This window comes from Streptomyces sp. AF1A (assembly GCF_047340315.1).
Lineage (GTDB): Bacteria > Actinomycetota > Actinomycetes > Streptomycetales > Streptomycetaceae > Streptomyces.
The window spans coordinates 62,165-88,464 of record NZ_JBLEBI010000015.1; the positions used below are offsets into that span (position 1 = coordinate 62,165).

The 26,300-nt window shown below is 73.5% G+C and carries 25 protein-coding genes; 13 read left to right on the top strand and 12 right to left on the bottom strand.

Features of this window, described 5'->3' with window-relative positions; genetic code table 11:
• Positions 1–7: 7 nt before the first annotated feature.
• From ACLU3S_RS07770 to ACLU3S_RS07785, 4 genes are all read left to right on the top strand, one after another.
• Positions 8–574 (top strand): hypothetical protein, encoded by a 567-nt coding sequence (locus tag ACLU3S_RS07770; protein WP_413951005.1) that lies wholly within the window; start codon positions 8–10, stop codon positions 572–574.
• Positions 575–881: 307 nt separating this feature from the next.
• Entirely contained in the window at positions 882–1,103 is a 222-nt protein-coding gene (locus ACLU3S_RS07775; RefSeq protein ID WP_413951006.1) for a hypothetical protein, read from the top strand.
• A 744-nt stretch (positions 1,104–1,847) separates the two neighbouring features.
• The gene (locus ACLU3S_RS07780; protein ID WP_413951007.1) at positions 1,848–2,186 is read left to right on the top strand and encodes a MerR family transcriptional regulator; all 339 of its coding nucleotides are present in this window, start codon (positions 1,848–1,850) and stop codon (positions 2,184–2,186) included.
• A 226-nt stretch (positions 2,187–2,412) separates the two neighbouring features.
• Positions 2,413–2,616, top strand: a complete 204-nt coding sequence (locus ACLU3S_RS07785; RefSeq protein WP_031482971.1) for a cold-shock protein — start codon at positions 2,413–2,415, stop codon at positions 2,614–2,616.
• Positions 2,617–2,893: 277 nt separating this feature from the next.
• Here ACLU3S_RS07785 and ACLU3S_RS07790 read toward each other — a convergent pair whose 3' ends face one another.
• A complete protein-coding gene (locus tag ACLU3S_RS07790) occupies positions 2,894–3,802 on the bottom strand; it encodes a serine/threonine-protein kinase (RefSeq protein WP_413951008.1) in 909 nt (302 codons plus the stop codon).
• Between the two features lie 11 nt (positions 3,803–3,813).
• Between ACLU3S_RS07790 and ACLU3S_RS07795 the strand changes: the two genes are divergently transcribed.
• From ACLU3S_RS07795 to ACLU3S_RS07805, 3 genes are all read left to right on the top strand, one after another.
• Positions 3,814–4,434 (top strand): RNA polymerase sigma factor, encoded by a 621-nt coding sequence (locus tag ACLU3S_RS07795; RefSeq protein WP_413951009.1) that lies wholly within the window; start codon positions 3,814–3,816, stop codon positions 4,432–4,434.
• A 38-nt stretch (positions 4,435–4,472) separates the two neighbouring features.
• Entirely contained in the window at positions 4,473–5,282 is an 810-nt protein-coding gene (locus ACLU3S_RS07800) for a hypothetical protein (protein ID WP_413951010.1), read from the top strand.
• Between the two features lie 134 nt (positions 5,283–5,416).
• Positions 5,417–6,076: a hypothetical protein gene (locus ACLU3S_RS07805; protein ID WP_413951011.1), complete on the top strand. Its 660-nt coding sequence runs from the start codon at positions 5,417–5,419 to the stop codon at positions 6,074–6,076.
• 70 nt (positions 6,077–6,146) lie between these two features.
• Here the strand turns inward: ACLU3S_RS07805 and ACLU3S_RS07810 are convergent, their stop codons facing one another.
• Positions 6,147–6,608, bottom strand: coding sequence for a DUF1877 family protein (locus tag ACLU3S_RS07810; RefSeq protein WP_413951012.1), 462 nt, complete (start codon positions 6,606–6,608; stop codon positions 6,147–6,149).
• Between the two features lie 369 nt (positions 6,609–6,977).
• Between ACLU3S_RS07810 and ACLU3S_RS07815 the strand changes: the two genes are divergently transcribed.
• Positions 6,978–7,610 (top strand): RNA polymerase sigma factor, encoded by a 633-nt coding sequence (locus tag ACLU3S_RS07815; RefSeq protein WP_413951013.1) that lies wholly within the window; start codon positions 6,978–6,980, stop codon positions 7,608–7,610.
• An 86-nt stretch (positions 7,611–7,696) separates the two neighbouring features.
• Positions 7,697–8,485, top strand: coding sequence for a hypothetical protein (locus tag ACLU3S_RS07820; protein ID WP_413951014.1), 789 nt, complete (start codon positions 7,697–7,699; stop codon positions 8,483–8,485).
• A gap of 53 nt (positions 8,486–8,538) precedes the next feature.
• On the opposite strand, the gene ACLU3S_RS07825 is transcribed toward ACLU3S_RS07820, so the two are convergent.
• The 5 genes from ACLU3S_RS07825 to ACLU3S_RS07845 form a co-directional block, all read right to left on the bottom strand.
• Complete coding sequence (locus ACLU3S_RS07825; RefSeq protein WP_413951015.1) at positions 8,539–9,834, bottom strand: hypothetical protein; 1,296 nt, start codon at positions 9,832–9,834, stop codon at positions 8,539–8,541.
• 246 nt (positions 9,835–10,080) lie between these two features.
• On the bottom strand, positions 10,081–10,578 hold the full coding sequence (locus tag ACLU3S_RS07830; RefSeq protein ID WP_413951016.1) for a SigE family RNA polymerase sigma factor: 498 nt from the start codon (positions 10,576–10,578) through the stop codon (positions 10,081–10,083).
• A 311-nt stretch (positions 10,579–10,889) separates the two neighbouring features.
• On the bottom strand, positions 10,890–11,063 hold the full coding sequence (locus ACLU3S_RS07835; RefSeq protein ID WP_413951017.1) for a hypothetical protein: 174 nt from the start codon (positions 11,061–11,063) through the stop codon (positions 10,890–10,892).
• Positions 11,054–11,677: a DUF6230 family protein gene (locus ACLU3S_RS07840; protein ID WP_413951018.1), complete on the bottom strand. Its 624-nt coding sequence runs from the start codon at positions 11,675–11,677 to the stop codon at positions 11,054–11,056. Before ACLU3S_RS07840 ends, ACLU3S_RS07835 begins: the two co-directional genes overlap by 10 nt.
• Positions 11,678–11,975: 298 nt before the next feature.
• Complete coding sequence (locus ACLU3S_RS07845; RefSeq protein ID WP_413951019.1) at positions 11,976–12,419, bottom strand: lamin tail domain-containing protein; 444 nt, start codon at positions 12,417–12,419, stop codon at positions 11,976–11,978.
• A gap of 465 nt (positions 12,420–12,884) precedes the next feature.
• On the opposite strand from ACLU3S_RS07845, the gene ACLU3S_RS07850 reads away from it, so the two are divergent.
• Positions 12,885–13,790, top strand: a complete 906-nt coding sequence (locus ACLU3S_RS07850) for an amidohydrolase family protein (RefSeq protein ID WP_413951020.1) — start codon at positions 12,885–12,887, stop codon at positions 13,788–13,790.
• Between the two features lie 42 nt (positions 13,791–13,832).
• Here ACLU3S_RS07850 and ACLU3S_RS07855 read toward each other — a convergent pair whose 3' ends face one another.
• From ACLU3S_RS07855 to ACLU3S_RS07865, 3 genes are all read right to left on the bottom strand, one after another.
• Positions 13,833–15,545: a SpoIIE family protein phosphatase gene (locus tag ACLU3S_RS07855; RefSeq protein WP_413951021.1), complete on the bottom strand. Its 1,713-nt coding sequence runs from the start codon at positions 15,543–15,545 to the stop codon at positions 13,833–13,835.
• A gap of 625 nt (positions 15,546–16,170) precedes the next feature.
• The gene (locus ACLU3S_RS07860) at positions 16,171–17,880 is read right to left on the bottom strand and encodes an esterase-like activity of phytase family protein (RefSeq protein ID WP_413951022.1); all 1,710 of its coding nucleotides are present in this window, start codon (positions 17,878–17,880) and stop codon (positions 16,171–16,173) included.
• Between the two features lie 388 nt (positions 17,881–18,268).
• Positions 18,269–18,925 carry a TOPRIM nucleotidyl transferase/hydrolase domain-containing protein gene (locus tag ACLU3S_RS07865; RefSeq protein WP_413951023.1) on the bottom strand — a complete coding sequence of 219 codons (657 nt, stop codon included), beginning with the start codon at positions 18,923–18,925 and terminating at the stop codon, positions 18,269–18,271.
• A gap of 323 nt (positions 18,926–19,248) precedes the next feature.
• Here ACLU3S_RS07865 and ACLU3S_RS07870 point away from each other — a divergent pair, with 323 nt between their 5' ends.
• From ACLU3S_RS07870 to ACLU3S_RS07880, 3 genes are all read left to right on the top strand, one after another.
• Entirely contained in the window at positions 19,249–19,935 is a 687-nt protein-coding gene (locus ACLU3S_RS07870) for a TNT domain-containing protein (RefSeq protein WP_413951024.1), read from the top strand.
• A gap of 22 nt (positions 19,936–19,957) precedes the next feature.
• Positions 19,958–20,305 (top strand): hypothetical protein, encoded by a 348-nt coding sequence (locus tag ACLU3S_RS07875; protein WP_413951025.1) that lies wholly within the window; start codon positions 19,958–19,960, stop codon positions 20,303–20,305.
• A 162-nt stretch (positions 20,306–20,467) separates the two neighbouring features.
• Positions 20,468–21,097 (top strand): phosphatase PAP2 family protein, encoded by a 630-nt coding sequence (locus ACLU3S_RS07880; protein WP_413951026.1) that lies wholly within the window; start codon positions 20,468–20,470, stop codon positions 21,095–21,097.
• 148 nt (positions 21,098–21,245) lie between these two features.
• On the opposite strand, the gene ACLU3S_RS07885 is transcribed toward ACLU3S_RS07880, so the two are convergent.
• Both ACLU3S_RS07885 and ACLU3S_RS07890 read right to left on the bottom strand, forming a co-directional pair.
• Positions 21,246–21,374 carry a hypothetical protein gene (locus ACLU3S_RS07885; RefSeq protein WP_413951027.1) on the bottom strand — a complete coding sequence of 43 codons (129 nt, stop codon included), beginning with the start codon at positions 21,372–21,374 and terminating at the stop codon, positions 21,246–21,248.
• Positions 21,371–26,191, bottom strand: coding sequence for a DNA repair ATPase (locus ACLU3S_RS07890; RefSeq protein WP_413951028.1), 4,821 nt, complete (start codon positions 26,189–26,191; stop codon positions 21,371–21,373). The genes ACLU3S_RS07885 and ACLU3S_RS07890 overlap by 4 nt, the downstream gene beginning before the upstream one ends.
• Positions 26,192–26,300: the final 109 nt, after the last annotated feature.

The window sequence follows — 26,300 nt, forward strand, 5'->3', positions numbered from 1 at the left end:
GTTCCTGATGAACCTCCCTGCCGGCAGGCCCGCCCCTGACGAGCCTCGACGGGTCGAGCCCGGTCAGTGGCCTCGATTCGAGGCCGCGCTCGCCGTGGTGAACCGCGATCTGGCGGGTACGTTGCCCGACGAGCCCCCTTTGGTCCTGATGCTCTGCCCCTGCGCCGCCGACGACTGGCCCGACCAGATCCACGTCGCGCTGTCGGACGGCCGGTGGCAGGGCAATGCCGTCCATCCACAAGGACCGGAGTGGGACGACGAGCCGGACGACGCTTTCACCGTTCTCGGCTTGGTCGCCGCCGCGGCCCAGGAAAGCGTGATGGAGCTGCGGTGGACGGTGTGGCCGGTCTGTCCGTACCACCGCATCGGCGTCCACCCACGCCCCGCCGGGACGGCAGCCGACTGGGACGGGAACGGGTCCCCCGGGCACGGGCCCCTGGTGTGGTGGTGCAGAGGCGGCCCTGGTGGCGACTGCCACGATCTCTCCCGCGTGGGGGAACTTGCGGGAGCCCTGCCGGGCAAAGAGCGGCGCGCGCTTCGACGCGGGCAGCTCAGAGGCAGCAAAGCTGGGTGACAGCAGCTCAGTTGGCGGCCGGGCACGTGAACAGGAGATCCGACCCCGCAGAACCGCGCCGCTCCCCGAGCCGAGCCCGTGATCTCGATTCTCGTCACCCGCTCGATTCGAGCCACGGGTTCAGGGATCCAGGGGCTCCGCGCCGTCCGGACCGCCGGCTCAGCCGCGATCGACGAAGACGGGCCACGTCGTTTTCTCGTCCTGCCCGCTCTCGAAACCCCAGGTCAGCGGCGTGACGCGCCGCGTACCGTACGGATCTGTGCCCACGGCCACAGCGAGCGGGGCGCGCGGAGGCGCATACTGAGCCATGACAAAGCCTGCTGCACCGAAGCGTCATCTGCCCACCAGCCCCTTCAAGGCCCCCGTCCCACCGGCTCCCAAGCACTTCGCCGTGGGCGACCAGGTGACGCATGACGTGTACGGCCTCGGCCGGGTCGTCGCCATGGAGGACGGAATCGCGGCGCTCGTCGATTTCGGCTCTTCCCAGATGCGGATCTTGAGCCCGTACGCCAAGATGACCAAGCTGTAGGACCACTGTGCCCGGTCACGGCACACCAGGCTCCTTCGCGGGCCTGTGACGAAAGAGAGACTCTCATCGACCTGACGCCGCTGTTCTCCGCCCCGGACGGGCAACCCCGCTGCTCCACCGCAGCGACGCCGCCTCCGGCGACCAACCCCTTCCAGGCCCCCGACTTCGGGGACGAGGAGGCGTGGCCGCTGAAGGACGACCAGGAGCCCGCCTCGGGCATGCGCGCGGGGAGGGCCAGGGCGGCCTAGTCGTCCGCCCGTCGGACGGGATGGACGCCCGTGGGCGGGAGGCGGCGCCGGCGAGGAGGTCGCGAGGCCCTCTGCGGCAGCCGCTCCGTCCTCGTCACCGACGGTCACCTGCCTGCCTCGCCCGACAGGCGGGTGACTCGGCCGGCCGCGCCACCCTGCCCGCGCCGCGCCCTCCGCCTGTCGTACGGCGCGCCGTCAACAGCGGACGAGGCGCTCGCTCCTGCGGAGGCGGCGCCAGTACGCGGAACGGGCAGGGAGCGTCGTCCGCGGCGCTCCGCCACTCCCAGGACCGGGCCCGCCGGCATCCGGCGGGCGGAACGGTGCCGTGCGGCGAGCCGAGTGCGGCCCGACGGCCAGAGGAAATCTGTGGCGGCGAGCCCACATCCCCGTGTCCGCCGGCGTTAGGGTTGTCGCACGACGCGGATGGTGCCGGATCGTGGAACGCCGGTGCCGGGCACGCCCGGCTCATGCGCCGCGTCCCCGAAACGAAGGTGCCATGCCCGCTGAGAACGCCCCTGCCGCCGGCAACCTGGACGACGACGACTATCCCGCCTACACCATGGGGCGGGCCGCCGACGTCCTCGGCACCACCCCCGCCTTCCTCCGGGCCGTCGGGGAGGTGGGGCTGATCACGCCTCTGCGTTCGGAAGGCGGTCACCGCCGCTACTCGCGCCGTCAGTTGCGCGTCGCCGCCCGCGCCCGCGAGCTGGTCGACCAGGGCACCCCCATCGAGGCCGCGTGCCGCATCGTCTCCCTCGAGGACCAGCTGGACGACGCCCGCCGGCTGTACCGGGAAATGAGCCGGAAGCTGAACGAGCGCGGCGAGGATACCTAGTCCCGCCGCTGCAGAAATACGCAGTGGGGCGGGATGACAATTCTGACGGCGCACGAAAATGCGCGCCGCTTGCATCCGGCCTGTGTTAGCGTGATAGCAGTTGCAGTTTTGGTTGCCGGAGATTTATCTTTCAAAGCTTTCCGGATCTTTCCGGAGGGGTGATCATCGCGGCGACTCGGCTCCGCAAAGTGTGGAGTCCGGCACTGCCCCCCAAGGGAGATTCAATATGGCATCTGGCACCGTGAAGTGGTTCAACGCGGAAAAGGGCTTCGGCTTCATCGAGCAGGAGGGTGGCGGCCCGGACGTCTTCGCCCACTACTCGAACATCGCCACTCAGGGCTTCCGCGAGCTTCAGGAGGGCCAGAAGGTTACCTTCGACGTCACGCAGGGTCAGAAGGGCCCGCAGGCCGAGAACATCGTTCCCGCCTGACACTGACGTGAGAAGCCGCGAGCCAGTGGTTCGTGCATCATGTGGCTGGGGCCCGCACTCCTGGAGTGCGGGCCCCAGCCCATTCCTTCCCAGCCCTTTCCGGATTCCGGACCACGGACGGCTCCGGCCTCGGCACCGAGCGGCGGGTCTCCTCACTTTTTCTACGGCCCTTTCGCACATCCTCGTGCGGTCTCACCGCCGGACACATTCCTCGATACGCCGATCACGGAGTTCGCGCGTGGGGCGGGCTCCGCTCCCGGCGGTCGATGCGGCAGGCTCAGCGCGCCCACCAGGTCAGCAGCGTCGTCACCAGGAACACGGCGACCGCAGCGAGCCAGACCACGAGGCGTGACGGCCCCGAGCGACCGGCCGGGGCCGCCTCCCGGGTCCCCCGGGACAGCAGGGCGTCGGCGAATGCCTGCGCGGTGCGGGGCCGGTCCTCGGGAGCTACGGACAGCGCGGCACGGAGAAGTGCGTCGATGCCGCCCGGAAGGCCCAGGTCGCCGGAGATCGCCGGCAGGGACCGCGTAGCTCCCGGCTCCCTCGTGGGGATCGCACGACCGGCGGGACCGAACGGTTTGCGGCCGGTGAGCAGTTCGAAGGTGACGACAGCGAGGGCGTACACATCGGCCCGGCCGTCGAACCCGCCCGTCTGGAAAGCCTGTTCGGGGGCCATGTACGCGGGGGTGCCCGCGGTCACCGTCAGGCCCGACGCGTCGGCCAGGTGCTTGGCGCTGCCGAGGTCCGCGACCAGTACGGCCGTGGGTGTGCGGTCCGTGTCGAGCAGGAGGTTCGACGGCTTGATGTCGCGGTGGACGACGCCCGCGTCATGCAGCACCTGGACGGCGTGTGCGGCTTCGGCGGCGAACTGGAGCGCCTCCGCGGGCCCGCAGTGCCCGATCTTCTCGGCCAGCGTGCCACCCCGGACGTAGTCCATGACGAAGTAGGGCCGGTCGTGCTGGACACCGACGTCGTGGACTCGTACGACACGCGGGCTGGAGATCCTGCGGAGCAGCCGCGCCTCCGTCAGGAACCGCTGCCGTACGTCGGCGTTCGACGCCCAGTTGTCGGCCAGCACCTTGACCGCGACATCCGTGTCGAGCTCGGGATCGTATGCTTTCCACACGGTGGCGAACGAACCGGCTCCCAGCCTCTCCTCGAGGAGATAACGGCCCAGCTTCTGCATGCGGCGACATTGTGCCCGAGGCGACGCGGCAGGGCACCACGGTGGGCGGGGTGGAGTTCGGGCCGGAGGGGAACGGGGGCGGCAGGGTGATCGCGGAGGAAGAGCTGGCGCGGCTCGTGGCGGCCGCCCAGGCGGGGGACCGGGCGTCGTTGGACCGCCTCCTCGTCCGGCTCAGGCCCGTGGTCATGCGCCGCTGCTCCAGGTTCCTTCCGCACCACGCCGACGCCGAAGAGGCCGCGCAGGACGCGCTGCTGTCCATCAGCACGCATCTGCACGAGTACGGCGGACGGGGCTCGTTCCTCGGGTGGGTGACGGTGATCGCCTCGAACGCCGCCCGGTCCACATACCGCTCGATGCGCCGGCGCGCGGAGGACAGCCATGCGGTCGTGCCCGAGGGGGTCGATCCGCGGACGACGAGCGTCATCGCGGGGACCCGCCTGGACCTGATGGAGTCGCTGGCCGCGCTCGAGGAGCGGCATCCGGCCCTGGTGGAGTCCTTCGTGCTGCGGGATCTCGGGGACCTGACCTACCTCCAGGTGGCCGAGATCACCGGCGCTCCCCTCGGCACCGTCAAGGACCGTATCCACCAGGCTCGCCGCTTCATGCGCGACCGCCTCGGCGGCGGCGTCTGAGACGCGCTGCCATGCGGGCTCGGGCGATCGTCGTCGTCATGGTGGCAGCCATCGGACTCGGCCTGCTGACCGGCCGGTTCGTGCTGCCCGCCCGCTCCGCTCCGGCCGCCCCGAGAGCGACGCCGGGCACCGCGACCACTCCGCGGGCGACGCCGGGCGCCACGACCGCCCCGACAGGGACGCCAGGCAGCGCGGCCTCGTCGACCGCGACGCCGGGCACCGCGGCTTCCTCGGGCGGCGGCGGCTCCGCGGCGCCGAAGCCTGCCAACGGGCCCATGACGTACCAACACCTGCTGGCCGCGGCCGAGTTCCGCAAGGTCGGCTTCACCCGGCGCATCTACGTGCGGGACCGCGTCGGCGACGGCCGGTACGCCAACGCGGCCTGCGCCGGCGAGAAGACTCTCGGTGAGACCTTGGGAGGGCCCGACGCGCACTTCCGCGGGTGGGTGACGACCACGAAGACGGACGGCAGCGACCCCACACTGGCGGTGGACATCGGCGACCAGGTGGCGCGCGAGGTCGCCGGTGACGCCGGGAGCCCGGCCCTGGCCCGGAACTTCGCCCAGCGCCTGCTGCTGGAGGAAGTGCCGTGCCAGCAGGAGCCCGCCGGCCACTGGGTCTACGGACCGACGCGCACGATCGACGTCGCGCCGGGCATCACCGCGAGCTGGATGGGTTCCTACGACGGTGACCTGAACACCACGGGGACCGCACCGCGCGGCAAGGAGCCGTGCGGAGGCGTCGCCATTCTCCAAAACGGCTCCCACTACGGGGTCCTGGAGGTCGACGCCTGCCTGGGCACGGCCGCGATGACGCGGATCGTCCGTGCGGCCGTGACACGGCTCTGAGCCCGTCCCGACCCCACCGCTCCATGTGACGTGGCTCATATGAATCGCGGCAGACCGCCGTCCAACATTCCCCGCACTCCCGGCATCTCCCGGTACGAGGACGCGAACCGCGTCACGACCAGACAGGAGATGACATGTTCGACACGTACGCGGCCACCGGCCGGAAGCTCTCACGCCGGGGTCGTACCGCGGGAGTGGCGGCCCTCGTCGGTGCCGCCCTGCTCGCGGCCGGCATCGGCGCGCAGCCCGCTGCCGCCGGCACGCACACGAGCTCCGCGGGCCTCGGCACCGGCAGCCTGCTCCAGCAGGACGACTTCTACCAGCAGGGCCTGCTTCCCGTCGGCGCGACCGTGGGCACGACCGGGAAGCAGGCCCTGTCGGCGTGCTCCGGCGAGGAGACGATGCGCGCGCTGACCAAGGGGAGGGCGGGCGGCTACGCCGAGGTGATCTGGACCTTCGACACCCAGGACACCCTGCTGACGGAATCCGTCGCGGAGGGTTCCACCGACGCGTCGGCGGCCTCGTACGAGAAGCAGCTGAACAAGCTGGTGCGCGGCTGCCAGGACGAGCCGGAGGGCCACTGGTACTACGGCACGGGGCACGCGCTCACCGTCAGGGGCGGAACGGGCAGGTGGTACCCGGCCTTCAGCGGCGACGGCAACGCCGCCGGTGGTGTCGCGGTGATCCGCAGCGGGCACCGGTTCGGCATCGTCGAGCTCGCCGGTCAGCCCACCGACGACCCCGGCTACATGGAGGGCATCGCGGCCGCCGCCATCAACCGGCTGGCCGACTGACCCTGCTGGGCCAGGGTGATCCGACGGGTACGGCCGCGGTGGCGGTCGGTCACGTCAGGGCTGTTGCACCTCACGCCTCGGACAGCCACTTCACCACGGCTTCCCCGCGCTCGGCCGTGCGCGTGTAGAACGCCGTCAGCTCCCGGTGGGCCGCCGCGAACGCGCCCCACGTCTCGGGCTCCGCGGTCAGGCCGCCGTAGCGGGGCAGCAGTTCGTCCCGGGCGAAGTCCCACAGCGCGTCGAAGTCGGCCGCCGCCAAAAACCCGGCCACGCGGCGGGCCTGCGCTGCGGTCAGCACCAGGAGCGGCGGCTCGTGCCGGTCGGCTCGGAACACCGGCCGGCCGCCGAGCACCACCTGCCCCCGGGACCGCCCCGGAACAGGGGGATGCGCGGGCGCGCCGCTGTAGATGCGCTCCTGGTCACGGCAGCGGCGGACGGTCTCCGCGTCGCCCTCGAAAAGCCGTTCCAGCCAGATCGCGCTGTTGCGCAGCGCAGGGGGAGGCACCGCGCGCAGACGGAGGTACGCACTCATGCAGGAAGGAGCGCACAGGGACGCGTGAGCATCACGCGGGCGGCCGGAACCCCGCTCAGTGGTCGGGGTTCCGGCCGTCCCCCTCCCTCTCCGTGCCGCCCCCGGGGGGAGAGGCGAGCGGCACGGAAAGAGGTCCCGGAAACGGGCTGCGGCGCCGGTGCCGTCAGGAGGCCCCGCCGGTACCGGGTCCGGTATCCGACCAGCGCACGGGCCGCGCGAAACGTCACCCGGCACCGGCGAGGACGCGAGGGGCCCCTGATGCGTTGTGACACTTCTGTGACGACGAACGCTGAAACACCGGGGGCGCCGATTCGGCGAGTGCGGCGGACGGCGGGCATTCATCACCACCACGCGTGAACGAGGACGATCTTGAGCCAGGTACGGCAACCCCGGCGCGTGCAGGCGCGCGACGGGGAACTGGGCGCGGCGGTCGCGCGGGCCCAGGACGGCGACGAGGCGGCCTTCGCGATCGCCTACCGGATCGTGCAACCGGCTCTGCTCGGCTACCTGCGCGGCATCGTCGGCGACGACGCGGAGGACGTGGCGTCCGACACCTGGCTGGAGATAGCCCGCGACCTCGGGCGCTTCAGGGGCGACGGTGCGGGCTTCAGAGGCTGGACCGCGACCATCGCCCGGCACCGGGCGCTGGACCATCTGCGCCGCCGGCGCGTGCGGCCCCGCACCGGCGGGACCGAACAGGACGTACTGGACCTGCCCGGTCCGCACAGCACCCATGACCAGGCACTGGAGTCCCTCTCCACCGAGCGGGCCCTGGAACTGGTCCGCGGACTGCCCCGGGATCAGGCCGAGGCGGTGCTCCTGCGGGTCGTCGTCGGCCTGGACGGTCCCGCCGCCGCACGCGTCCTCGGCAAGCGCCCGGGCGCGGTGCGCACCGCCGCCCACCGGGGGCTGAAACGCCTCGCCCGCCAATGGGGCGCCCGTGCCGAGGCGGAGGAGGGTGTGACGGATGGGGCCCACCGCACGCTGGGGAAGTCGACATGAACGGCGACGGCAGGCAGCCGGCGCACGGGCGGCCCGGCCCGGCGGGCCGCGCGAACAGCGTCAGCGGGACAGGAACGGAAGCGGACATGGGTGAGGGGTTGAGCAGCGGCGGAGTCACGGGCCGCCGGTGTGGGCCCGGCGTCACCCCGACCGGCCCCCCGGACGTGTGTGACACCGGCGCCCTGGAAGCGGTGCTGGCCGCCGCGATGCGCGCCGAGGATCTCGACCCACAGGCCGAGCAGCGGGCCCTGGCCGCGTTCCGGGCGGCCCGCGAAACGGGCGCGCACCAGTCGCATGCCCGGCGACGGGACGACTGGCGACCGTCCGGAATGCGGCTTCCCCGGCGCTCCCTGAAGGTGACGTTGGGCGCGGTGTTCGCCAGCCTCGCCGTGGGCGGTGTGGCCGTCGCGGCCATCGGTTCCGTCGGCTCCCCCGCCGGCGGTGGCGGCGCCGACCGAGGTACCACGCGTCCTTCGGCGCACGTTTCCGGGCGGCCGGGTGACACGGCGTCCTCGGCGACGGGCGGCCGCCCCCGGCCGACGGCCGGACCGGCACGCGCCAGGGACGACGAAGCCCGCTGCCGCGCCTACGAGCACGTGCGCGGCCACGGCAAGGCGCTCGACGCGAGGGTCTGGCGGCAGCTCGTGGCGGCGGCCGGCGGCCAGGACAAGGTCGTGGCGTACTGCTCCGAGCAACTGACGCGCGCGACGACCGTACCGAGCAGGACTGCCGGCGTGCACAGGTCCGGCGCGGGAACCGGTACGACGGGCAGGACAGGCACTTCCGGCAACAACACCGGCGCCTCCGGCAGGAACAGCGGCGGCACGGACAACGCGGCCGGGAAGGGCCGGACAGGCGGCGGGAAGCACCACTAGCCTCCCCGGCGCCGAACGGACGCCCGGCATCTGCCGGGGCGGCCGGTCGACGCTCAGGCCGTGAAGAACCGCCCGTCGAGCGCGATGGCCAGCAGGCGCTCCATGCTCAGCGCCGGGCGGGGGCGGGTCACCGGGCCGCTCTCGGCGTAGGAGTTGACCTCTCGGACCGCCACCCGGCGGCCGTCCGGACGCAGCGTGTCGACCAGCCACACCTGGGCCGCGCCGCCCTTCTCCGAGGGCCCCTGGACCTTCTTGACCCGGGTGCCGTCGGGCAGCGTGGTGGCCTCGCAGTGTCCCGAGACGCCGGCGCAGTCCATGTGCGCGGTCAGGAGGGCGGTCATGCCGTACTGCGCGTCGGCCTCGACCATGGTCTTCCCGTGGCCGTCGTCGTAGACCAGCTGGACCATCCCGTCGCCGGGGTTCAGGTCGGAGACGGTCCCGCCCCGGGGCAGGTGGGACGTCAGCACCCCGGTCATGCGTGCCGCGGGTACGCGCTTCCTGGCCGTGGCGGACGGGCGGGAGAGGGCTGCCTCCCGGGCGGGCAGCGCACTGATCACCTTCTTCCACGCCGGGCTGCGCACGATCGAGGTCAGCTGGGCGATGGACAGCAGCGGGTCGGCTCCGCCGGACGACGCCTTCTCGCCGCCACCGCCGAACTCCTGCACCGTGATCTGGGCGCCGTCGGCGGTGGTGAGCACCACGTACCAGCGCTTCTGCCCGGTGTCGCTGCTGGGGTAGGTGTAGGACTCGGTGGTGTTCAGCACCGCGCCGCCGGGGAGGTGCCGGGTGGTGCACCTGTCGTACGGGCGCACCTCGACCGGCAGGCATCCGCCCTGGCCCTGCTGGTCCCCGGGGATGCCGGGCTCCGGGCGGGAGAGGGCGATGTCGATGCCGGCGGACCCCTTCGCGGTGGAGTAGGTGAGTTTGGCCGTCGGCCAGACGGCGGACGGGCCGGCCTGGGGCCCCCTGCCCGAGGCCGCCGAGACGGTGCCGCCGGGCGGCAGCAGGCTCTTGAGCGTGCGGACCATCTCCTCGCCGCTGATCGGCGCGGGCGCCCGGGAGGGCGGCGGCTCGATGGGGCGCGCCGGGGCAGCGGCCCACAGCCGGTCCGGATCGGCGGAGCCGTGGTCGCCGAGAGCGCCCGTGGCCATCAGGGCGCCGCCCGCGGTGACCACCGCGACGGCCGTGACGGCGACGCGGGTGGCGGCGAACAGCCGCTTACGACGACCCCGGGCGACGGAACGCCGTACCAGGTCGGCGGAGTGGGGCGGGAACTCGCCGGCGGCGTGGCTCATGGCGCGGGTCATGGCGCGGCTCATCCGGGTCTCGAAGTCCTCGTCGAGGGACATCGCGGGTCTCCGTTCGTGTGGGGTTCGAGGCGTTCCGGGGCGTTCCGGGGCTTTCTGCTGCGTTGTCGCGGCGTTGTGTCGCGGCGGGGCGTGGCGGGGGCGGTGGCGTTGTCGCGGCGGGGACGCGGCGGCATCCGCGGCAGGGCGTCGGGCCGCGCGTCGTCATGCTTCACGTCGTCAGGCCTTCGCTCGTTACGCCGTCATGCCTCATGCCTCACGCCTTCACGCCTTCACGCCTTCACGCCTTCACGCAGCAAGGTCGGCCAGGTCGGCGCCCAGCACGGCGCGCAGCCGGTGCAGCGCCCGCATGCTGCGGATCCGGACGGCGCCCGGCGACAGCCTGAGGACCTGGGAGGTCTCCTCCACCGAGCGGTCCTCCCAGTAGCGGAGCACCAGCACGGCACGGTCCTTCGCCGTCAGCCGGGCCAGGCCGTCCAGCAGCGTCATCCGCAGCTCCGTGTCCGGCGCCGGACCCGCCGTATCGGGCAGCCGCTCGCTGGGACGCTCGGTGGAACTGCGGCGCCGGCGCTGGGAGATGTAGGTGCGCACCAGCACGGTGTTGGCGTAGGCGACGGGCGAGCCCGCATGGTTGATCCGCCACCACGAGCGGTACATCTTGGCGAGGGTCTCCTGGACCAGGTCCTCGGCGAGGTGCCAGTCGCCGGTGAGCAGGCACGCCGTGCGGAACAGGGGTCCGCTGCGGGCGGCTGCGAACTCCAGGTAGTCCGCGGGTGGTTCCCTCACCGTGTGTCCCTTCGTGGTCGGACGTCATCTCGTTGCACGCGCCGGGGGCGCCTTCGCGTTACACCCCCGGCGCGGTCGAGTCCGCGACCGTCATGGTGACCCAGCCCGGCGGGGAGGACGCGGGCGCCCGGTGAGGCAGCGCGCTCCCGCGAGGGACGGACCGCCGCTCAGGAGGTCCGGTGGCCCGGTCGGTGCCGGCCGCTCCGTGCGCCCGTGTCCGTCGGAGCGGTCGCAGGCGCGTGGTTCGACGGGCCGGCGGCGGGTGGCAGCCAGGCGCGGGCCAGGGAGCCGCCGCACAGGCCGAGGTGCGCCTACGGCAGGTGGAGGATGGGCAGCCCGGCCTTGCCGGTGAACAGCCCGGCCCAGAAGAGGCGTTCGCCGCGCCAGGCCCTGAATCCGCGGCGGGCCTCCGCCACGGTGACGGGTGTCTTCCCCCGGCCGCCGGCGACCCTGGCGATCGCCTGTCGCGGCGACGTCAGAAGCATTCGTCGCGGCCCTGCTCGAGAACGGCGCTCAGGCCGGGAACGTCGAACGTGGCGGCGGAGACCGCGACCGCGGTCAGGCGCACGTCGGTCAGGGAGACGGACGTGGCCTGCTGTCCGGGGAGGTCGGGGTCGAAGAACCGCGAGTTCCGGTCGTCGGGACGGACCGGTCCCTTGCTGATGGCTCCCTGGGCGACACCGATGTCGAGGTCGGTGAAGTTCGCCTGGTCGGCGGACTGGGACGTCACGTCGAGGAACAGGTTCGAGGCCTCGACGGGCCGTTCCTCGCCGCCGGTCACCTTCACCGTCTGCGGCCCCAGCACCGGCACGTCGATCACCACGGACTGGCACAGCCCGCTCAGCGCCGCCCGCCGGGATCCGGTGACGAGCACGGGCACGAGCTGGTGCTTCCTGGTCACGTCGATCATGCTGTAGAGGCTGAAGCCGCTGACCGTCAGCTTCTGCACGCGGATCTGGAACTTCTGGCCGGAGATGAAGAACGACGCGGCGAGGACACCCTGGGCCATGGCGATGGCGAGCACCGAACCGGCGGTGACGCCGGCGACGAGAACGGCCGCGAAGCGCCGCCAACGGGTTCTGCCCGCGCACTGCGACATCCGGTCTCCTTCGGTCGTCCAGTGACCCCACCCTGCCCGACGAGGGCAATGACGTCCTGTTTGCCCGGTGGATCCTAGGGTGGCGGGCCCGGTAACCGGCTGCACGCCAGGTCCGCCGGACAGGTGATGCGCCGTGCGCTGGGCCGTTCGGGCGACGGCCGCGGCCGGGCCCGGTGCGTGACGTGACGGTCCGCTTCGGGCGGAGCCGGAGCGCGGCACCGTCACCACGTCGGGCGCGGCACGGCGAAGGCCCACGGCCCTGAGGGTTCAGGGCCGTGGGCCTGGTCAGCGGTGCCGGTCAGCGGTGCGAGCGCCGGCCCCAGGAGGCGTCGTCGACGATGCGGCCGTGCTCGTTGCGCAGGGTGGCCTTGTCGACGCTGTCCCACACCGACCGGCGGCGGTCCTGGTACAGGTCCGTGCGGGTGTCGTGGCCGACGCCGGTGTGGACGCGGACGGACGACCGGCCGGCGAGGTAGTAGTGCCGGAAGCGGTAGGTGTGGCCGTCCCTGTCGGAGAGGGTCCAGCCGTTGAGGCTGATGCCGCGGCGGGAGTTGTTGGTGATGGAGACCCACTCACGGTCCAGGGCGCGGACGGAGTGGTCCCGGGCGGAGTGGGCCTGCACGCCGCTGATGTACACCGTGCCGTGGTGGGCACGAGCTGCCGGGTGGTGGTGGTCGGCGGCGGCGGCCGGCAGGGCGACGGCACCCACGGCGACGGCGGCCACGGCGGCCACGGCGGTCATGCGACGCACAGCTGCGAGAACGGTCACGAGGATCCCCCTACAGAGGTCCGGAGCACCGTGCCCGGCGCCTGCGATGCCGAGGCGTCGCAGGCCGGCACGGGTGCGTTGTGCGGATCGCGGCCGGCTGGCCGCGCACTCACACTCTGCAACCGGGGCGACCGGTATGTGGGGGAGACGTGTCGGTCATTACCGTTTCAACATATTCCAGTTACTGGCGGCTGCAACGTCCATATATTTCCCGAACTCCCCGATTGACCTTTCGTCAGGCTCCGATGCCGCCTGAGCACTGGCCTCCGCGGCTTCCGGTTCCGGCCGCCCGTGCCCGCCCCGGGGCAGGTCGTCACCCGAAAGTGAGTAACAGTGATCGACTCCGCCGGAGTGGACTAGTTCGTTTCGGCGGGGCCGTGCCGACAGAGCCGTTCCGGGGGTGGACCTGGGCTCTCACCAAGGGCGATGGTGGGCGGTATGAATGATCACGGCACTGCGGCGGGCGCGAGTGCGGAGGCCGGTGAGGTCCGCCGCTTCTGGGAGCGGCTCGGTCTGCCCGGACTGATCGACGTCCACACGCACTTCATGCCCGAGCGTGTCCTGCACAAGGTCTGGGGCTACTTCGACACGAACGGGCCACTGATCGGCGGGCTCGAGTGGCCGATCGCCTACCGGAAGGAGGAGGCGGAACGCACCGCGCTGCTCCGCGAGTTCGGGGTGCGGGCCTTCACCGCGATGCTCTACCCGCACAAGCCCGGCATGGCCCGCTGGCTGAACGGCTGGGCGGCCGAGTTCGCCCGGCGCACCCCCGACTGCCTGCACACCGCCACCCTCTACCCGGAGCCGGGCGTCGGGACGTACGTCCGCGAGGCCGTCGAGGCGGGCGCGCGCGTGTTCAAGGCGCATGTGCAGGTGGGGGCGTACGACCCGGCCGACGAGCTGCTCCAGCAGGCCTGGGGGCTGCTGGCCGAGGCCCGGATACCCGTGGTGATCCACTGCGGCTCCGGGCCCGCGCCCGGCAAGCACACCGGTCCGGAGCCGATCGCACGGGTGCTGGCGCGCCACCCGGAGCTGCGGCTGATCGTCGCGCACGTGGGGATGCCGGAGTACGAGGACTTCCTCGGCCTCGCCGAGCGGTACGGGCAGGTGCGGCTGGACACGACGATGGCGTTCACCGACTTCACCGAGGCGCTCATGCCCTTCCCGCGCCGGGCCCTGCCCCGGCTCGCCGGGCTCGGCGAGCGCGTTCTGCTCGGCTCCGACTTCCCGAACATCCCGTATCCCTACGTGCACCAGCTGCACGCCCTGGAGCGGCTCGGGCTCGGTGAGGACTGGCTGCGGGCGGTGTGCCACGACAACGCGGCCGGGTTGTTCGGCCTGTGAGGGCAGGGGCCGGCCGCGCTTGCGCGGCCTCCTCGCGGCGGATCACCGCGGGGTGCGCAGGGCCAGGAGGGCGACGTCGTCGAGGCCGGGCGGCTGGACGCGGTGCAGGAGTTGTTCCGTGAAGGACGGCAGGGCGCGGTGGGCGAGGGCGGCCGCGTGCTGGCGCAGCCGATTCAGGCCGTCGTCGAGGGTCCGACCGGGCGCCTCGACGAGGCCGTCGGTGTACAGCAGGAGAGTGCATCCCGGCGGCAGCTGAACGGTGGCGTCGGGGCGCGGCCGGTGCACCCCGGTGCCGAGCAGGATGCCGTGACCGTCGGTGAGGTACTCGGCCAGGCCGTCGTGGGTGACGAGCAGGGGCGGCGGGTGGCCCGCGTTGGTCCAGGACAGCTGCCACGGGCCGTCCTCGGTCCGGGTGACCCGGGCGAAGACGAGGGTGGCCATGGCGACGTCGGTGATGGGCATGATCGCCTCGTCGAGCCGTTCGACGACCCGGCTCGGGGGTTCCTGCTGGGACCACGCGTAGGCGCGCAGCATGTTGCGCAGCTGGGCCATGCCGGCGGCGGCCTCCAGATCGTGGCCGACGACGTCTCCGATGGCCAGCGCGGTGGCGCCGTCGGAGAGGGTGAAGGCGTCGTACCAGTCACCGCCGACCTGTGAGGCGTGCGGGGCGGGCACGTGGTGCACGGCCATCTGCAGTCCGGGCACGCGCGGCATCTGGGGCAGCAGGTGGTTCTGCATGGTCTCGGCCACCGCCCGCTGGCGCTGGTAGAGGCGGGCGTTGTCCAGCGCCAGGCCGGCCCGGCGGGCGATGTCCTCGATCAGGGGCAGATCGGCGACGGTGAACCTCCCCGGCTTCTCGGCGCGGCCCAGGGTGAGGGCGCCCAGGACCTCGCGGGTGCTGCGGATGGGCGCGATGGCCGCGGAGTGGATGCCCGTGCTCTCGAACAGGCGCCGCTGCTCGACCGCGATGCCGGCGTCCGGGGCGCCCTGGTAGGTCTCGGGGCCGGCCAGGGCGGAGGCGACGCCGCGCAGGGCCCGGGACAGGGGCATGGGGGACTCCTCGGGGACCGGCGGCATCGGACCCTGGAGGTCCTCGTGGTGCACCAGGCCTTCGCCGGCGGCCTGGACCACGGCGGTGCGCCACACCTCGTCCTGTTCGGTGATCAGGTCGATGACGGCCCAGTCCGCCAGCCGGGGCAGGACCAGGTCCACCAGCCGGCGCAGGGCCTCGTCGATGTCGAAGGTGGAGGTCAGCCGGGTGGTGGTCTCGGCGAGCAGGGCCAGCCGGTCGTAGTCGGTCAGCGACTCGGCGGCCTGGTCCGGGCGCGGACCGACGGCTTCCGGCCGGCCCTCGGAATGGAACATCACCAGCGTGCAGCCCGTACGGCCGGCGGCGGCATACGGAGTGATCGTCCAGGAGATGGGCAGGAGCGAGCCGTCCGCGCGGGCGAAGTACTCCTGCTCGCCCTGAGCCGAGCGTCCGGCGTGGAACGCCTGCCGCATCCGGCACTGCGTCGTGGCCAGCGGCTGGCCGTGCGGCTCGCGGTGCAGCAGGTCGTGGGCGTCCTGGCCGAGCAGGTCCTCGGCGCGGTGGCCGAGCAGGTCCTGGGCGCGGGTGTTGACGGCGATGATGTGGCCCTGCTCGTCCACGAGGTAGGCCCCGGCCCCGAGGGCCTCCAGGGCGTGGGTGAGCTCGGCGGCAGGTACCGGCCCGGGCTGCTTGCCGTCCGTGTCCGTGGTCTCCGGCCCCGCCATCTCCTCGCCTCCTGCTGCTCCGGCTCCCCCTGGCACTATGCCCGCTCCCTGAAGGTCTCGCTCCCTGCCGTATGCCCCGTCACGGGAGAACCAGCGGCGGACGGCGCACGCCGCGCTGCTTCGGCGGCGGGGCGGATCGAGGTCCGGCCGCCGCGGAGAGTGGATCCGGGCGTTTCGGCGGACGGCGTCCGGAGCGACAGCGGGACGGCCCGTGCGGGACGGGACCGGTCGGGGAGGACGGCCCCGTGCGCCCCACCGGGTTCCCGGCGGCCGGAGCGACTGCGCGACAGCGAGACAGCCCCGCGCGGACCACACCGGTCGCCGAAAACGACCTCATGCGCCCCACCGACATCCCGGCGACCGCGGCGACAGCGAGACAGCCCCGCGCGGACCACACCGGTCGCCGAGGACGGCCTCGTGCGCCCCACCGGCCTGCGCGCCCCCGGTGTCCATGGCCGCCGTCACGCTCACGGTCGAGGCCGCGGCGCCCCGCGCGCCCGGGCCGCCGGGGGCGCGATGCACCTGCGGTGATCCCCGTACGGCGGCCTCCGCGCCCCTCGACACCCCACCGAGGCCCACACCGGCACTGCGCGGGCCTCTGCCTGTCCCGGAACCCCTCCGTGTGTCACTTCACGGTGATCGTCACGGTCGCCGTGCCGGTCCGCGCCGGAAGGCGGGCGGTGTCGACGGAGAGGTACTCGCCGTCGTCCTGCGTGCCGTTGGGGAGGATCTTGGCGTGCAGGGCGTAGGGCGGGGTCGGGGTCGAGTCGGAGACGCCGTCGACGCCGAAGTCGCTGTCGTTGCTGACGACGATGGTGCGGCCGCCGTCCGTCGTGGCGACGCCCTCGATCTTGTCGTGGCCGAAGAAGCCGCCGGTCGGGTCGAGGGAGGTGACCAGGCCGCCGAGGTCGAGCCCGAGGGTCTTGGCGACGGGGGTGATGCCGGCGGACTTCAGGACGGCCGTGGCGGTGGCCGTGTCGGCGGCGCCCACGCATGCCTCGATCGTCTGCCGGGCCTGGCCGACGAGCAGGCCGCCCTTCGCCGCGTCGTACGTCGCGCCCGGCACCGTGGCGGACGGGCCGACGTCCGTGGCGCCGGAGAGGTCGATGGCGAACAGCTTCTTGTAGGCGCCCGGCTCGACGTTGCCGTCGCGTTCGTCGACGAGGAAGCGGGTGGCGCTCAGCGCGGTGATCTCGCTGACCGCACCGCTGTTCGCCTTGGGATCGTCGAGGAGGTAGACGTACTCGTGCGTGGCGTGGGTGCGCAGGTCGTAGGTGACGATGCGCAGCGTGGTGACGTTCTTGACCTTGACGCCGCCCGGCAGGTCGGGCGCCTGGAGCGCGGACTGCATGATGCCGACGAGCGCGCGGCCGTCGGGCGTCACGGTCAGCCCCTCCATTCCCTTGTTGGGCACGCGGTTCGCCAGCTCGGCGGGGAGCGAGCCGTCGAAGGGGGAGAGCCGTTCGACCGCCTTGCCGTTGCGGTCGAAGTGCGTGATGTAGGGGCCGTATTCGTCCGACACCCAGAAGGTGCCGTCGCGCAGGGCGACCAGTCCCTCGGAGTCGTAGCCGTACGGGGAGTGCGGCAGCGGTGTGCCCTTCAGGTCGACGAGGTTCTCGCCGGTGCCGGCCTGGGTGTTGACCAGGCCGTTGTAGGGGGTGCCGTCGGCGGCGCGCAGCGGGATGGTCCGCTCCAGCACGGCCTTCGTGCCCGTCAGCCGGAACCTCCCGATCGCGGGGTCGAAGCCGGGCCGCGGCAGCACCTTGTCGGTGCCGTTGGGCGCGTCGACGTTGGGGCCGCGGTCGGTGAGGCCGTAGAACTCGTCCTTCGAGTCCGGCACCGGGTACAGCGACGAGCCGTACGCCCCGGCCGTGACCGACACCCCGCCGATGTCGGCGAGGGGCTTGAGACCGGTCCGGTACAGGCGTACGGCGTCGCTGATCCGGTAGGTGAAGGTGTCGGTGCCGTGGTAGCCGGCGTCGGGCGTGTAGCGGAACGAGCCGTCCTGCTGGAGGGCGAGCGTGCCGTGGGCGGTCCTGGTGTGCGCGACGAGGGTCGCCGGGCTGCCGCTGTCGTCGGCCAGCACGCCGTGCCGTGCGCCGACGGTCAGCGTCCGGCCGGCGTGCGCGGTGTAGGCGTCGTCCCGGGCCTGGAGCTTCGGTGTGCCGGCGTGAGTCGTGCCGGCGTGCGTCGTGCCGGCGTGCGTCGTGCCGGCGTGCGTCGTGCCGGCGTGCGTCGTCCCGGCGTCGGCCGCTCCGGCGTCGGCCGCTCCGGTGCCGGCCAGGGACAGGAGCACGGCCGTGGCGGCCGCGGTCGCGATTCCCAGACGGTTCATCTGATCCCCTCCTCGTCACGCGTCACCGTGGCGCGCGAGCGGCAGTCTGATCACCGTGTATGGCCGGGGGGCGTCCAGAAGGTACTCAACGGGTGAAGCGTGGCGAGCGCCGACCGGGTTGAGCAGGAGCCGAGTCCCGCACAGCGACGGCTTTCACCGCGGCGCGCCGGTCTCCGCGCCCGGTACACGGTTTGTCGACACGCTGGGGAAGGCCGGGCGCGGGCAGCCCGCCGGGGCCGGCCGGGGCCGGGTGCCTGCCCCGCGACATCAGGTCGTCGACGGTTCCCTCCTCCAGCTCCATGACCGACCAACCTAGCTTTCGTAAAGAGGAGTTGGGGGTAAGGCCTCGCCAACTGGCGCTGTGCGCGAACCGCCGCGGGCGGCCCGGTCAGACGTGCGTGAGGAGGCGCCCGAGCGGGCGGGGCACGCGCCCGAGGTCCAACTGCTCGACCATGGCCCGGGCGTAAAGCGCCTTGCGGCCGCTGTACGTGCCCATGAAGCGGCGCAACTGGTGCTCCACGGGCCGGTCCCGCTGGGCCGGCTGACCCTGGAAGGTGTGGAAGGGGCGCGTCTCGCCCTGCGCATCGATCACGTCCCGCACGCCGTCGGCTCCGAGAGCGCGGATCAACTCGTCCTCGAGGTCGGCGACGCACACATGGAAGCCGAGTGCCTCGAGCCCGGCACGGGTGAGGCCGGAGCCGAGCCCGACCCGTTCCAGATGCCGCCGGAAGTGCCGCTCCTCGCCGACGTCGCAGAGACCGGCCAGCGGGAGGCCGAGCCCCGGGGGACCGCACACGTCCAGGAAACGCCCGATGTTCGTGGCACCGCCGAGCGGTACGACCGCGACGCCCTCCGCGCCGAGGTCACGCCCGTGGCGCGTGGCCAGCGCCTCCAGCGCGACCCGGTCGCTGTTCCCCTCGACGAGCACGATCGTCCGCACGCCGCCGTGCGCCAGCTCCCGGGCCGCCGCGGCGGCCGCCCCCGCCCGCGCTCCGCCGGCCGCCCACGCGACCAGCGCCAGCCGGAATCGCCTCAACTCGTCCACGAGACCTCGCTTCCCGACGCCATGCTGGCATGGTCGCGATCCCGCACGCACGCCTGTTTTCGGGAGCGCTCCCCCGGCCTCCCGCCCCGGCGCCGCCGGCGGCTGAACCTGCCCGCGTGAGCCGGTCGGCGCCGGGAGGCCGCTCGGCACATCGGGGGACGGGACGTGGTCGGTTCGGGTGACTGTCCGGACTGCCGTCGGCCGTCCGGGACATACCGGGAGTGAACTGGCGCCGTCACATGATCAGGCCGGCGACCGGTCACCGCGGCCGGCCGCCCGCCCCAGGCGGCGCCTGGCCGGCGCCGGAAGAGAAGGGACCCCGGATGCGCGTACTGCGCGCCCTCGTGGGGAGCGCCCTGGCATCGCTCCTCCTGCTGATCGGCATCTCACCGGCGACGGCCCACGCGGACCACCCCCGGGCGACGTACAGCGCCGACTGCCCGACCTCGCACCGCACCCGCGGCAGCAACTCCGCTCCGTCCACGGCCTACCAGAGCTACTACCTCGGCGACTGGCGGCTGGGGCCGAGATACCTCCCGGACACCGGCGTACTCGGCAGCATGCTGAAGGGCTATCAGCGCACGGACCACACCTCCGCCTACTGGTTCCTCGGGTGCTACTGGCAGACCGACCCCAAGACGGGGAAGTCGGGCTGGTGGTATCCCGACAACAACGGCTTCCTGATGCGCGACGGCAAGCCGGACTCGCGCCCTGTGACGCTGCACGAGGGCCAGCTGGTCGACCTCTTCGGCAGCGGCCTCGGCAACTTCCTCGCGCCCGCCGGCACGCCGTACGCCAAGCGGGCGATCCCGCCGAGCAACCTCGACACCTACGTGAAGGACTTCCCGGACAGCTACCACCTGTACCGGGTCGTCAAGCCGTTCACCGTCGAGGCCGGCCCGATCCGGCCGTGGTTCGGGCAGCCCGGCCTGGGGCTGCAGTACCTGACGACCCCGACGGTCGCCGACCTGGTCAAGACGCAGTACCTGGACGAGGTGCCGGTGGTCTGAACGCCGGGAAAGGAGGGGCCGGTTGGACGGCACGGAGCTCGTCGCGCGCCTGCGCGCGGCGGGCGTTCCCGAGGCGTTCTACGAGATCGCCGGCGTGCACGAGGTGCCCGTCGAGCCGGACGCGTACTACTTCCTGCGCGGCGGCGCGGACACCTGGGCCGTCGGCCTGCGCCAGCGGTCCCGGGACCGCGTCCTCGCCCGTTTCCGCTCCGAGGCGGAGGCCTGCCGGTACCTCTACGACACCCTCACGTCGCTGCCCCCGCCTCCCTCCGGGCCGCCGCAGCCCCTGGACGAGTTGCTCGCGGACCCCGAGGAGATCCAGCGGCAGGCGTGGGAGGACTTCCGGCGCCAGGGGCGGGACGAGCCGTGAGGCGGGCCCGTGGTGCGGGTCCGCCGCCCGTCTGCTAACGTCTACACACTTGTAGACGTTCAGCTGCGGGACGCCGGTGCTTCATCTGCGCGTCCGCTCTGTGCCCGCGTGCGTTTCCGAAGGGGCGCACCGCACGGGAACCACGGCCCGGAGACCCACCTGATGACGACTTCCTCCCCCGCCACCGAGGCCCTCGACGGCGCGGCGATAGACGGCGGCCTCTACACCGACGTCACCGACTTCGCCCGGCACACCCACTGGCTGAACGGGCCCGCCGCCGCGTACTCCGCGTACGGCACGGGCCTGTTCGCGCTGCTCCTGCTGGTCGCCTGGTGGCGCGCCCGGCGCCAGGGCAGCACCGCGATGGCGGCCGTGCTGGCCACCCCCTTCGCCGTCGTCCTCGCCTACCTGGTCAACACCGGGATCAAGTCCGTCTTCGAGGAACCCCGGCCGTGCCGCGCCCTCCCCCACGACTTCCTCATAGAGGCGTGCCCCGCCCCGGACGACTACGCCTTCCCCAGCAACCACACCACCGTCGCCTTCGCCTTCGCGGTCGCCCTGCTCCTCGTCAGCCGGTGGCTCGGGTCGGTCGCCCTGCTCGCGGCCGTCGCGATGGGCGCCTCGCGCGTCTACGTCGGCGCCCACTACCCGCACGACGTGGCGGTGGGCGCCCTGGTCGGCAGCGTCGTGGCCCTCGTCGCCGTCCTCCTGGCACGCCGCTTCGCCCCGGCCCTGGTGGACCGCCTGCGCGGTGGGGCCCTGCGGCCGCTGGTGACCTCCCAGCCGTCCTGACGCGCAAGGGTCCTGCGCTATATACCCACCCGGGGTATTCTCGATCGTCGGTGGCACGCCGCGGCGAAGGGATGCGACCGGCCGGCCGGTTCCGAGTGCGACGGCGGATGCCCCGCCGCCCGCCGGTGCCCAGGATGACGGCATGGCCTCATCCTCCGGACAGCCGGCCCCGTTTCGGGCAGCGGTGCGCCAGCCGCCGGTCCCGGCGGACCAGGAGCGCCGTGCTGAGGGCGACGATCACGACGGCGACCGACAGCGGGGCGAGGAAGCAGATCACCGGCTCTCCTCCTCCCGGGTGCGCGCCCGGGTGATGGCGGACTCCACCGCCGCCACCCGGTCGGCGAGCAGGCCGAGGGCGGCGACGGCGCGGAGCAGGGGGTCCTCCTCTGGGCCGCCGAGGGTGCGGGCGCGGACAAAAGCGGCCTTCACCTCGGCCCAGCGGGCGGCCTGTGCGGTACTCAGCGTGCCGCGCAGTTCGGCGAGTTTGAGCAGGTTGGCCTCGGCGCCCGTGGTGAGGGTCTGGGCCTCGGCGGTGTAGTGGTCCCGGACGACGGCCTCGCGTTCGGCGTCGTTCATGACGGGCCGCAGCCGCTGGGCGATCCTGTTCATGTCGCGGTACGAGCCCTGCAGCCGGAACGGGGGCTCGGTGCGGGCCGCCACGGACTGGGCGGCGGAGGTGATGTAGGCCGCGTTCACCCCGAGCACGGCCTCGCGCACCGCCAGCAGGTGGCGCAACACGGCGAGGACGCGCTCCAGTTCCGCGGGCGGCAGGGCGGGCGTGAGCCGGTCCGCGCGGGCCGTGGGATCGGCGGCGGCCAGCCGGACCAGCAGGTCGAGGTCGGCCCGGTCGCGGGCGGCGAGCGGGGCGAGCACCGGGTTGGCGGTGAGGGCGTTCTCGACGAAGCTGAGCGCGAAGACGTCCTCCTTGCCGGTGAGGACGTCGCCCAGGTTCCACACGTCGGCCCGGTTGGCGAGCATGTCGGGGATGCGGAAGCGGTCGCCGGACTCGGTGTACGGGTTGCCGGCCATGCAGACCGCGAACCGCTTGCCGCGCAGGTCGTAGGTGCGCGGCTCGCCGTCCCACACGCCGTCCACCCTGCGGGTGGCGTCGCACAGCGGGATGAACCTCTGCAGCAGCTCGGGCGAGGTGTGCTGGATGTCGTCCAGGTACAGCAGGGTGTTGTTGCCGGCCGCCAGCGCGAAGTTGATCTTCTCGATCTCGCGGCGGGCGGTGGCGTCCGGCGCGTCGGCCGGGTCCAGCGAGGTGACGGTGCGGCCGAGCGCCGGGCCGCCGACCTTGACGAGCATCAGCCCGAGCCGGTCGGCGACGTACTCCATGAGAGTCGTCTTGCCGTAGCCGGGCGGGGAGACCAGCAGGAGCAGCCCGCCGGTGTCGGTGCGCTTCGACGCGCCCGTGGTGCCGAGCTGGCGGGCGAGGCTGTCGCCGATCAGCGGCAGGTACACCTCGTCCACGAGCCGGCCCCGGACGAACGACGGCAGGACCCGGGGACGGTGGTCGTCCAGGCGCAGCCGGTCGCGCTCGGCGGCCACCAGGGCGCCACGCCGGCGCTGGTAGGCGCGGAACGCGGGCACCTCCGACCGGGCGAACCGCGCGGTCCGGGCCAGGAACTCGTCCAGCCGCAGCTCCAGCCGGCCGCAGGCCAGCCGCGGATGGGTGCCGAGCAGGCCCTCCGCGGTCGCGGTCAGCGGCGCGTCCGCGTCGTAGCGGGGAAGGTCCGGGCACAGCTCGGCGGTGACCGCCTCGGCCAGCTCGCCGGAGCCGGTCTCGGTGCCGCTCGCGGCCGCGTACGAGCCGAGCCAGGCCTCGACCACCTGCCGGCGGGAGGCGAGGTCGGTCAGCCCCGCCAGGTCGTCGCCGTACCCCCCGGCCGCGTGCCGGAACTTCTCCAGCAGGGTGCGCGCCGCCGAGCCCAGCACGAACCCCTCGGGCCCGCCGGTCAGCTCCTCGAAGAGGTAGGCGGCGGCCGGGCCGCCCGCCGCGTCCGCGTCCCAGGTCCCGATCGCGGCGGCCAGCTCCGCCTCCAGCTCGCCGATCGCCGGCACGGCGCCGAAGGCGTCCCGGGCGCGGGCCAGCGACACCGCACGCCGCGTCCAGGCGGTGCGGGCCTCCCAGGTGGTGCCGTGCGCCCAGAACAGCTGGGCCGCGGCCCGGGCAGCCGGCTCGTGGCGCAGGGTGCCGGCGCCGTCGTACAGGGGCAGCAGGGCGGCGAGGAGCACGGCGGCGTCGTGGTCGTGGACCCCGCGCTCGTAGCCCTCGTCGTACGACTCCTGCGCCGCCCGGCGGACCAGGGCGGGCAGGTCGTCGGCGGCGGCGAGGGCGGCCGGTCCGTGCTCGGCGAGCAGGCGGGCGGCGAGGTGCTCGGCGCGGTACACCTCGGGCGACTCGGAGGGCAGGTGCCGGTCCCAGTAGGGGCGGGTCGCGGCGAAGCCGGGGTCGGTGACCGGGGCGCGGTAGTCGGTGCCGGTGACGGCGAACGCGAGGCCGTCGCCGTGCGGGACCAGGGTGAGGTCGAGCGGCTGGGTGTTGACGGCGAAGCGGTGGCCGCCGAGCAGCAAGGTGCGGCCCTCGTCGGCGTACAGGTCGGTGCGGTCCCGCAGGGCGCGCGCCGCCTCCTGGCGGGCGGCCTTCAGGCGGCCGTCGAGCTCCTCGGCGCGCACGCTGTCGCCGAGGGCGCGCAGGTCGTCGGCGGTGCGGCGGACCTTGGCGACCAGCGGGTCGGAGGCGAAGTAGGTGGTGACGGCGTCCGCGTCGGCGAGCGTCGCCACGCGACGGGCCACCGTCCGAAGCACCCGCTCCGCCGAGAGGGCCAGTTGCTCGGCGCGGCGGGCGCGGGCGTCGGCGAGGGACTGCTTGCGGGCGGCGAACGCCTCGTAGATCTCGGTGCGTCTGCCGCCGAGCTCGGCCAGGAAGTCGTCGTACTCGGCGAACCGGCCGTCGAGATCCTCCAGCCGGGCCAGCAGCGCCGCGAGCTGGTCGTCGCACGCCTCCGGCGTGCCGGACGCGGCGAGCGCGGCGGTGACGGCCTGGGCGAGCAGGGCCGTCTCGGCGGCGAACTCGGCGCGCCCCTCCTGGTCGCGCAGGGAGCGGCGGCGGGCGTCGAGCGTGGCCCGCGCCCGGTTGACGCCGGCCAGCACGTCGGCGATCCGCTCCAGCACGGCCGTGCGCACGGTGGCGTCGGCGATGTCGAGGCCCGTGACGACCTCGGTGACCGTGCGCAGCCCGTCGGCGAGGTCGTCGAGGCGGTCGGCGACGGGCGCGGCGGCGGCCACCGTCCCGATCGCGCCGGCATCCGCGACGAGCCGCTCCACCTCGCCCTGCTGACCGGCGAAGGCGTCCTCGCGGGCCAGGAACGCCACCGCGCGCCGCCCGAACGCCGCGAGGTCGGCCTCCGCCTCGGCGGCCAGCGCGTCCACCCGGGCGGTGTCCGCGTACCGCAGCTCCCTCAGGGTGAGCAGGTGGCCGTGCGCGTGCCGGAGTTCGGTCAGTCCACGCACCCAGGCGGCGGCCTCGCGCGGGGCCTCGCCGCGCAGTCGGCGGACCACGGCCGCGATCCGCTCGGCCGCCTCCTCCAGCGCCCCGTCGGCCTGCCGCGTCAGCTCGCGCACGGTCTCGAACTCGTCCATCACCTGTTCGGCGGTCTCGCGCACCGCCGCCAACGGACCGCGCAGCTCGCCGAGCTCCGGCTCGGCGAGCCAGTGATGGGTGTCACCGGCCCGCACGCAGGCCGCCACCAGCGCCCGGTAGCCCTCCCCCGTCGCGATGCCGTCGGCCACCAGCCGGGCCACGGACAGGCAGTCGGCGAGCCCGCGCACGAGGTCCGCGTTGCCGACCCGGGCGAGCGCCCCGGTGCCGGTGCGCAGGGCGGCGGCTTGGGTGTCGGAGACGTACGGCGAGGTCCACCACTGCACGGGATGGGTGTGCGCGGGCACGTCGCCGTCGGCGCGCAGCACCGCGAGGGCGCCGTCCTCGAACAGCGCCCAGCCCCGGCACGGCAGCGGCGTCGCGACCTCCTTGCGCAGGGTGTTGTACGACAGCAGCAGCGCGCGGCCCCCGGCCCGGGACCGGAACGCGTAGAGCACGTCCTCGCCGTTCGGCGCGCGCACCTCGCGCTCGAACTCGAGGCCGTGGACGTCGAGGTCGTACGTCTTGTGCGCCCCCGTGGCCAGGCAGTACCCGCCCGGGAACACGATCCCCTGCTCCTCGGGCAGCCGGCGGCAGGCCTGCCCGATGCCGTCCAGCCGGACCACCGCGCGGGTCAGGGTGTTGAACACCAGGTACCGGTCGGCGTCCTCCTTGTACGGCCGCACCCGCAGCAGCACCAGCGGGCCCACCCGGGCGTGCGCGACACCGGCGTCCGCGAGGGACTGCAGCGGCTCCTGCACCGGCTCGGTGTACAGCTCCTCGCCCTCCGGGCCGCGCACCGTGAGCGCGCCGCCGACGGTCGCCACACCCACCCCGCCGGGCACGGCCACGTACGGCTCCCGGCCCAGCACATGGTCCTCGCGGCCGGTCGGCGTCCACGTCACGTCGTGAGCGGGCGGGAAGGCGTCGTCGCGGTCGCCGCGCGCGTCCAGGAACTCCACGCGGCCGTCCGCGGCCTGCGACCAGCGCAGGGCGCGGACGTCGTCGGCCTTCTCACCGGTGCGGAACACCGCCAGCAGCCGGCCGTCGACCCGGCGCAGCCGCAGCAGGCTCGCCTCGCGGTAGTAACGGTGCAGCGCGGCGAACTCGCGCCGGAACGCGGGGTCGTCCAGGAGGCCGGGTACGGCGTCCTCGGGCAGTCGCTCGCCGTCACGGTCGTACAGCGCGAGCACGTCGGTGACTCCGCCGGTCGCGCCGGTCGCGCCGAAGAGCAGGGCGTCCCCCACGGCCACGACGTCGCCCGGCACGCAGGGGTGCTCGGTGCACAGGCGGGCGGTGCGCGCGAGGTCCAGCCGCGCCGAGCCAAACTCCTCGGCGCGGCGGGCGTTCAGCGCCTGCGCCCGCCGGGCCAGCTCGGCGGCGTGCGCGGCGAGACGGTCGCGGAGCACCTGGTAGGTGCCGTCTGCCTGCGGTGCCTCGGCAGTGGGCATGGCGGAGGTTTCCTTTCATGGCTGAGCGACTGCGGCCGGGCTGTACGGCTGCGGCTGCGGCTGGACCCTGCGGCCACGGCCGGGCTGTACGGCTGCGGCTGCGGCTGGA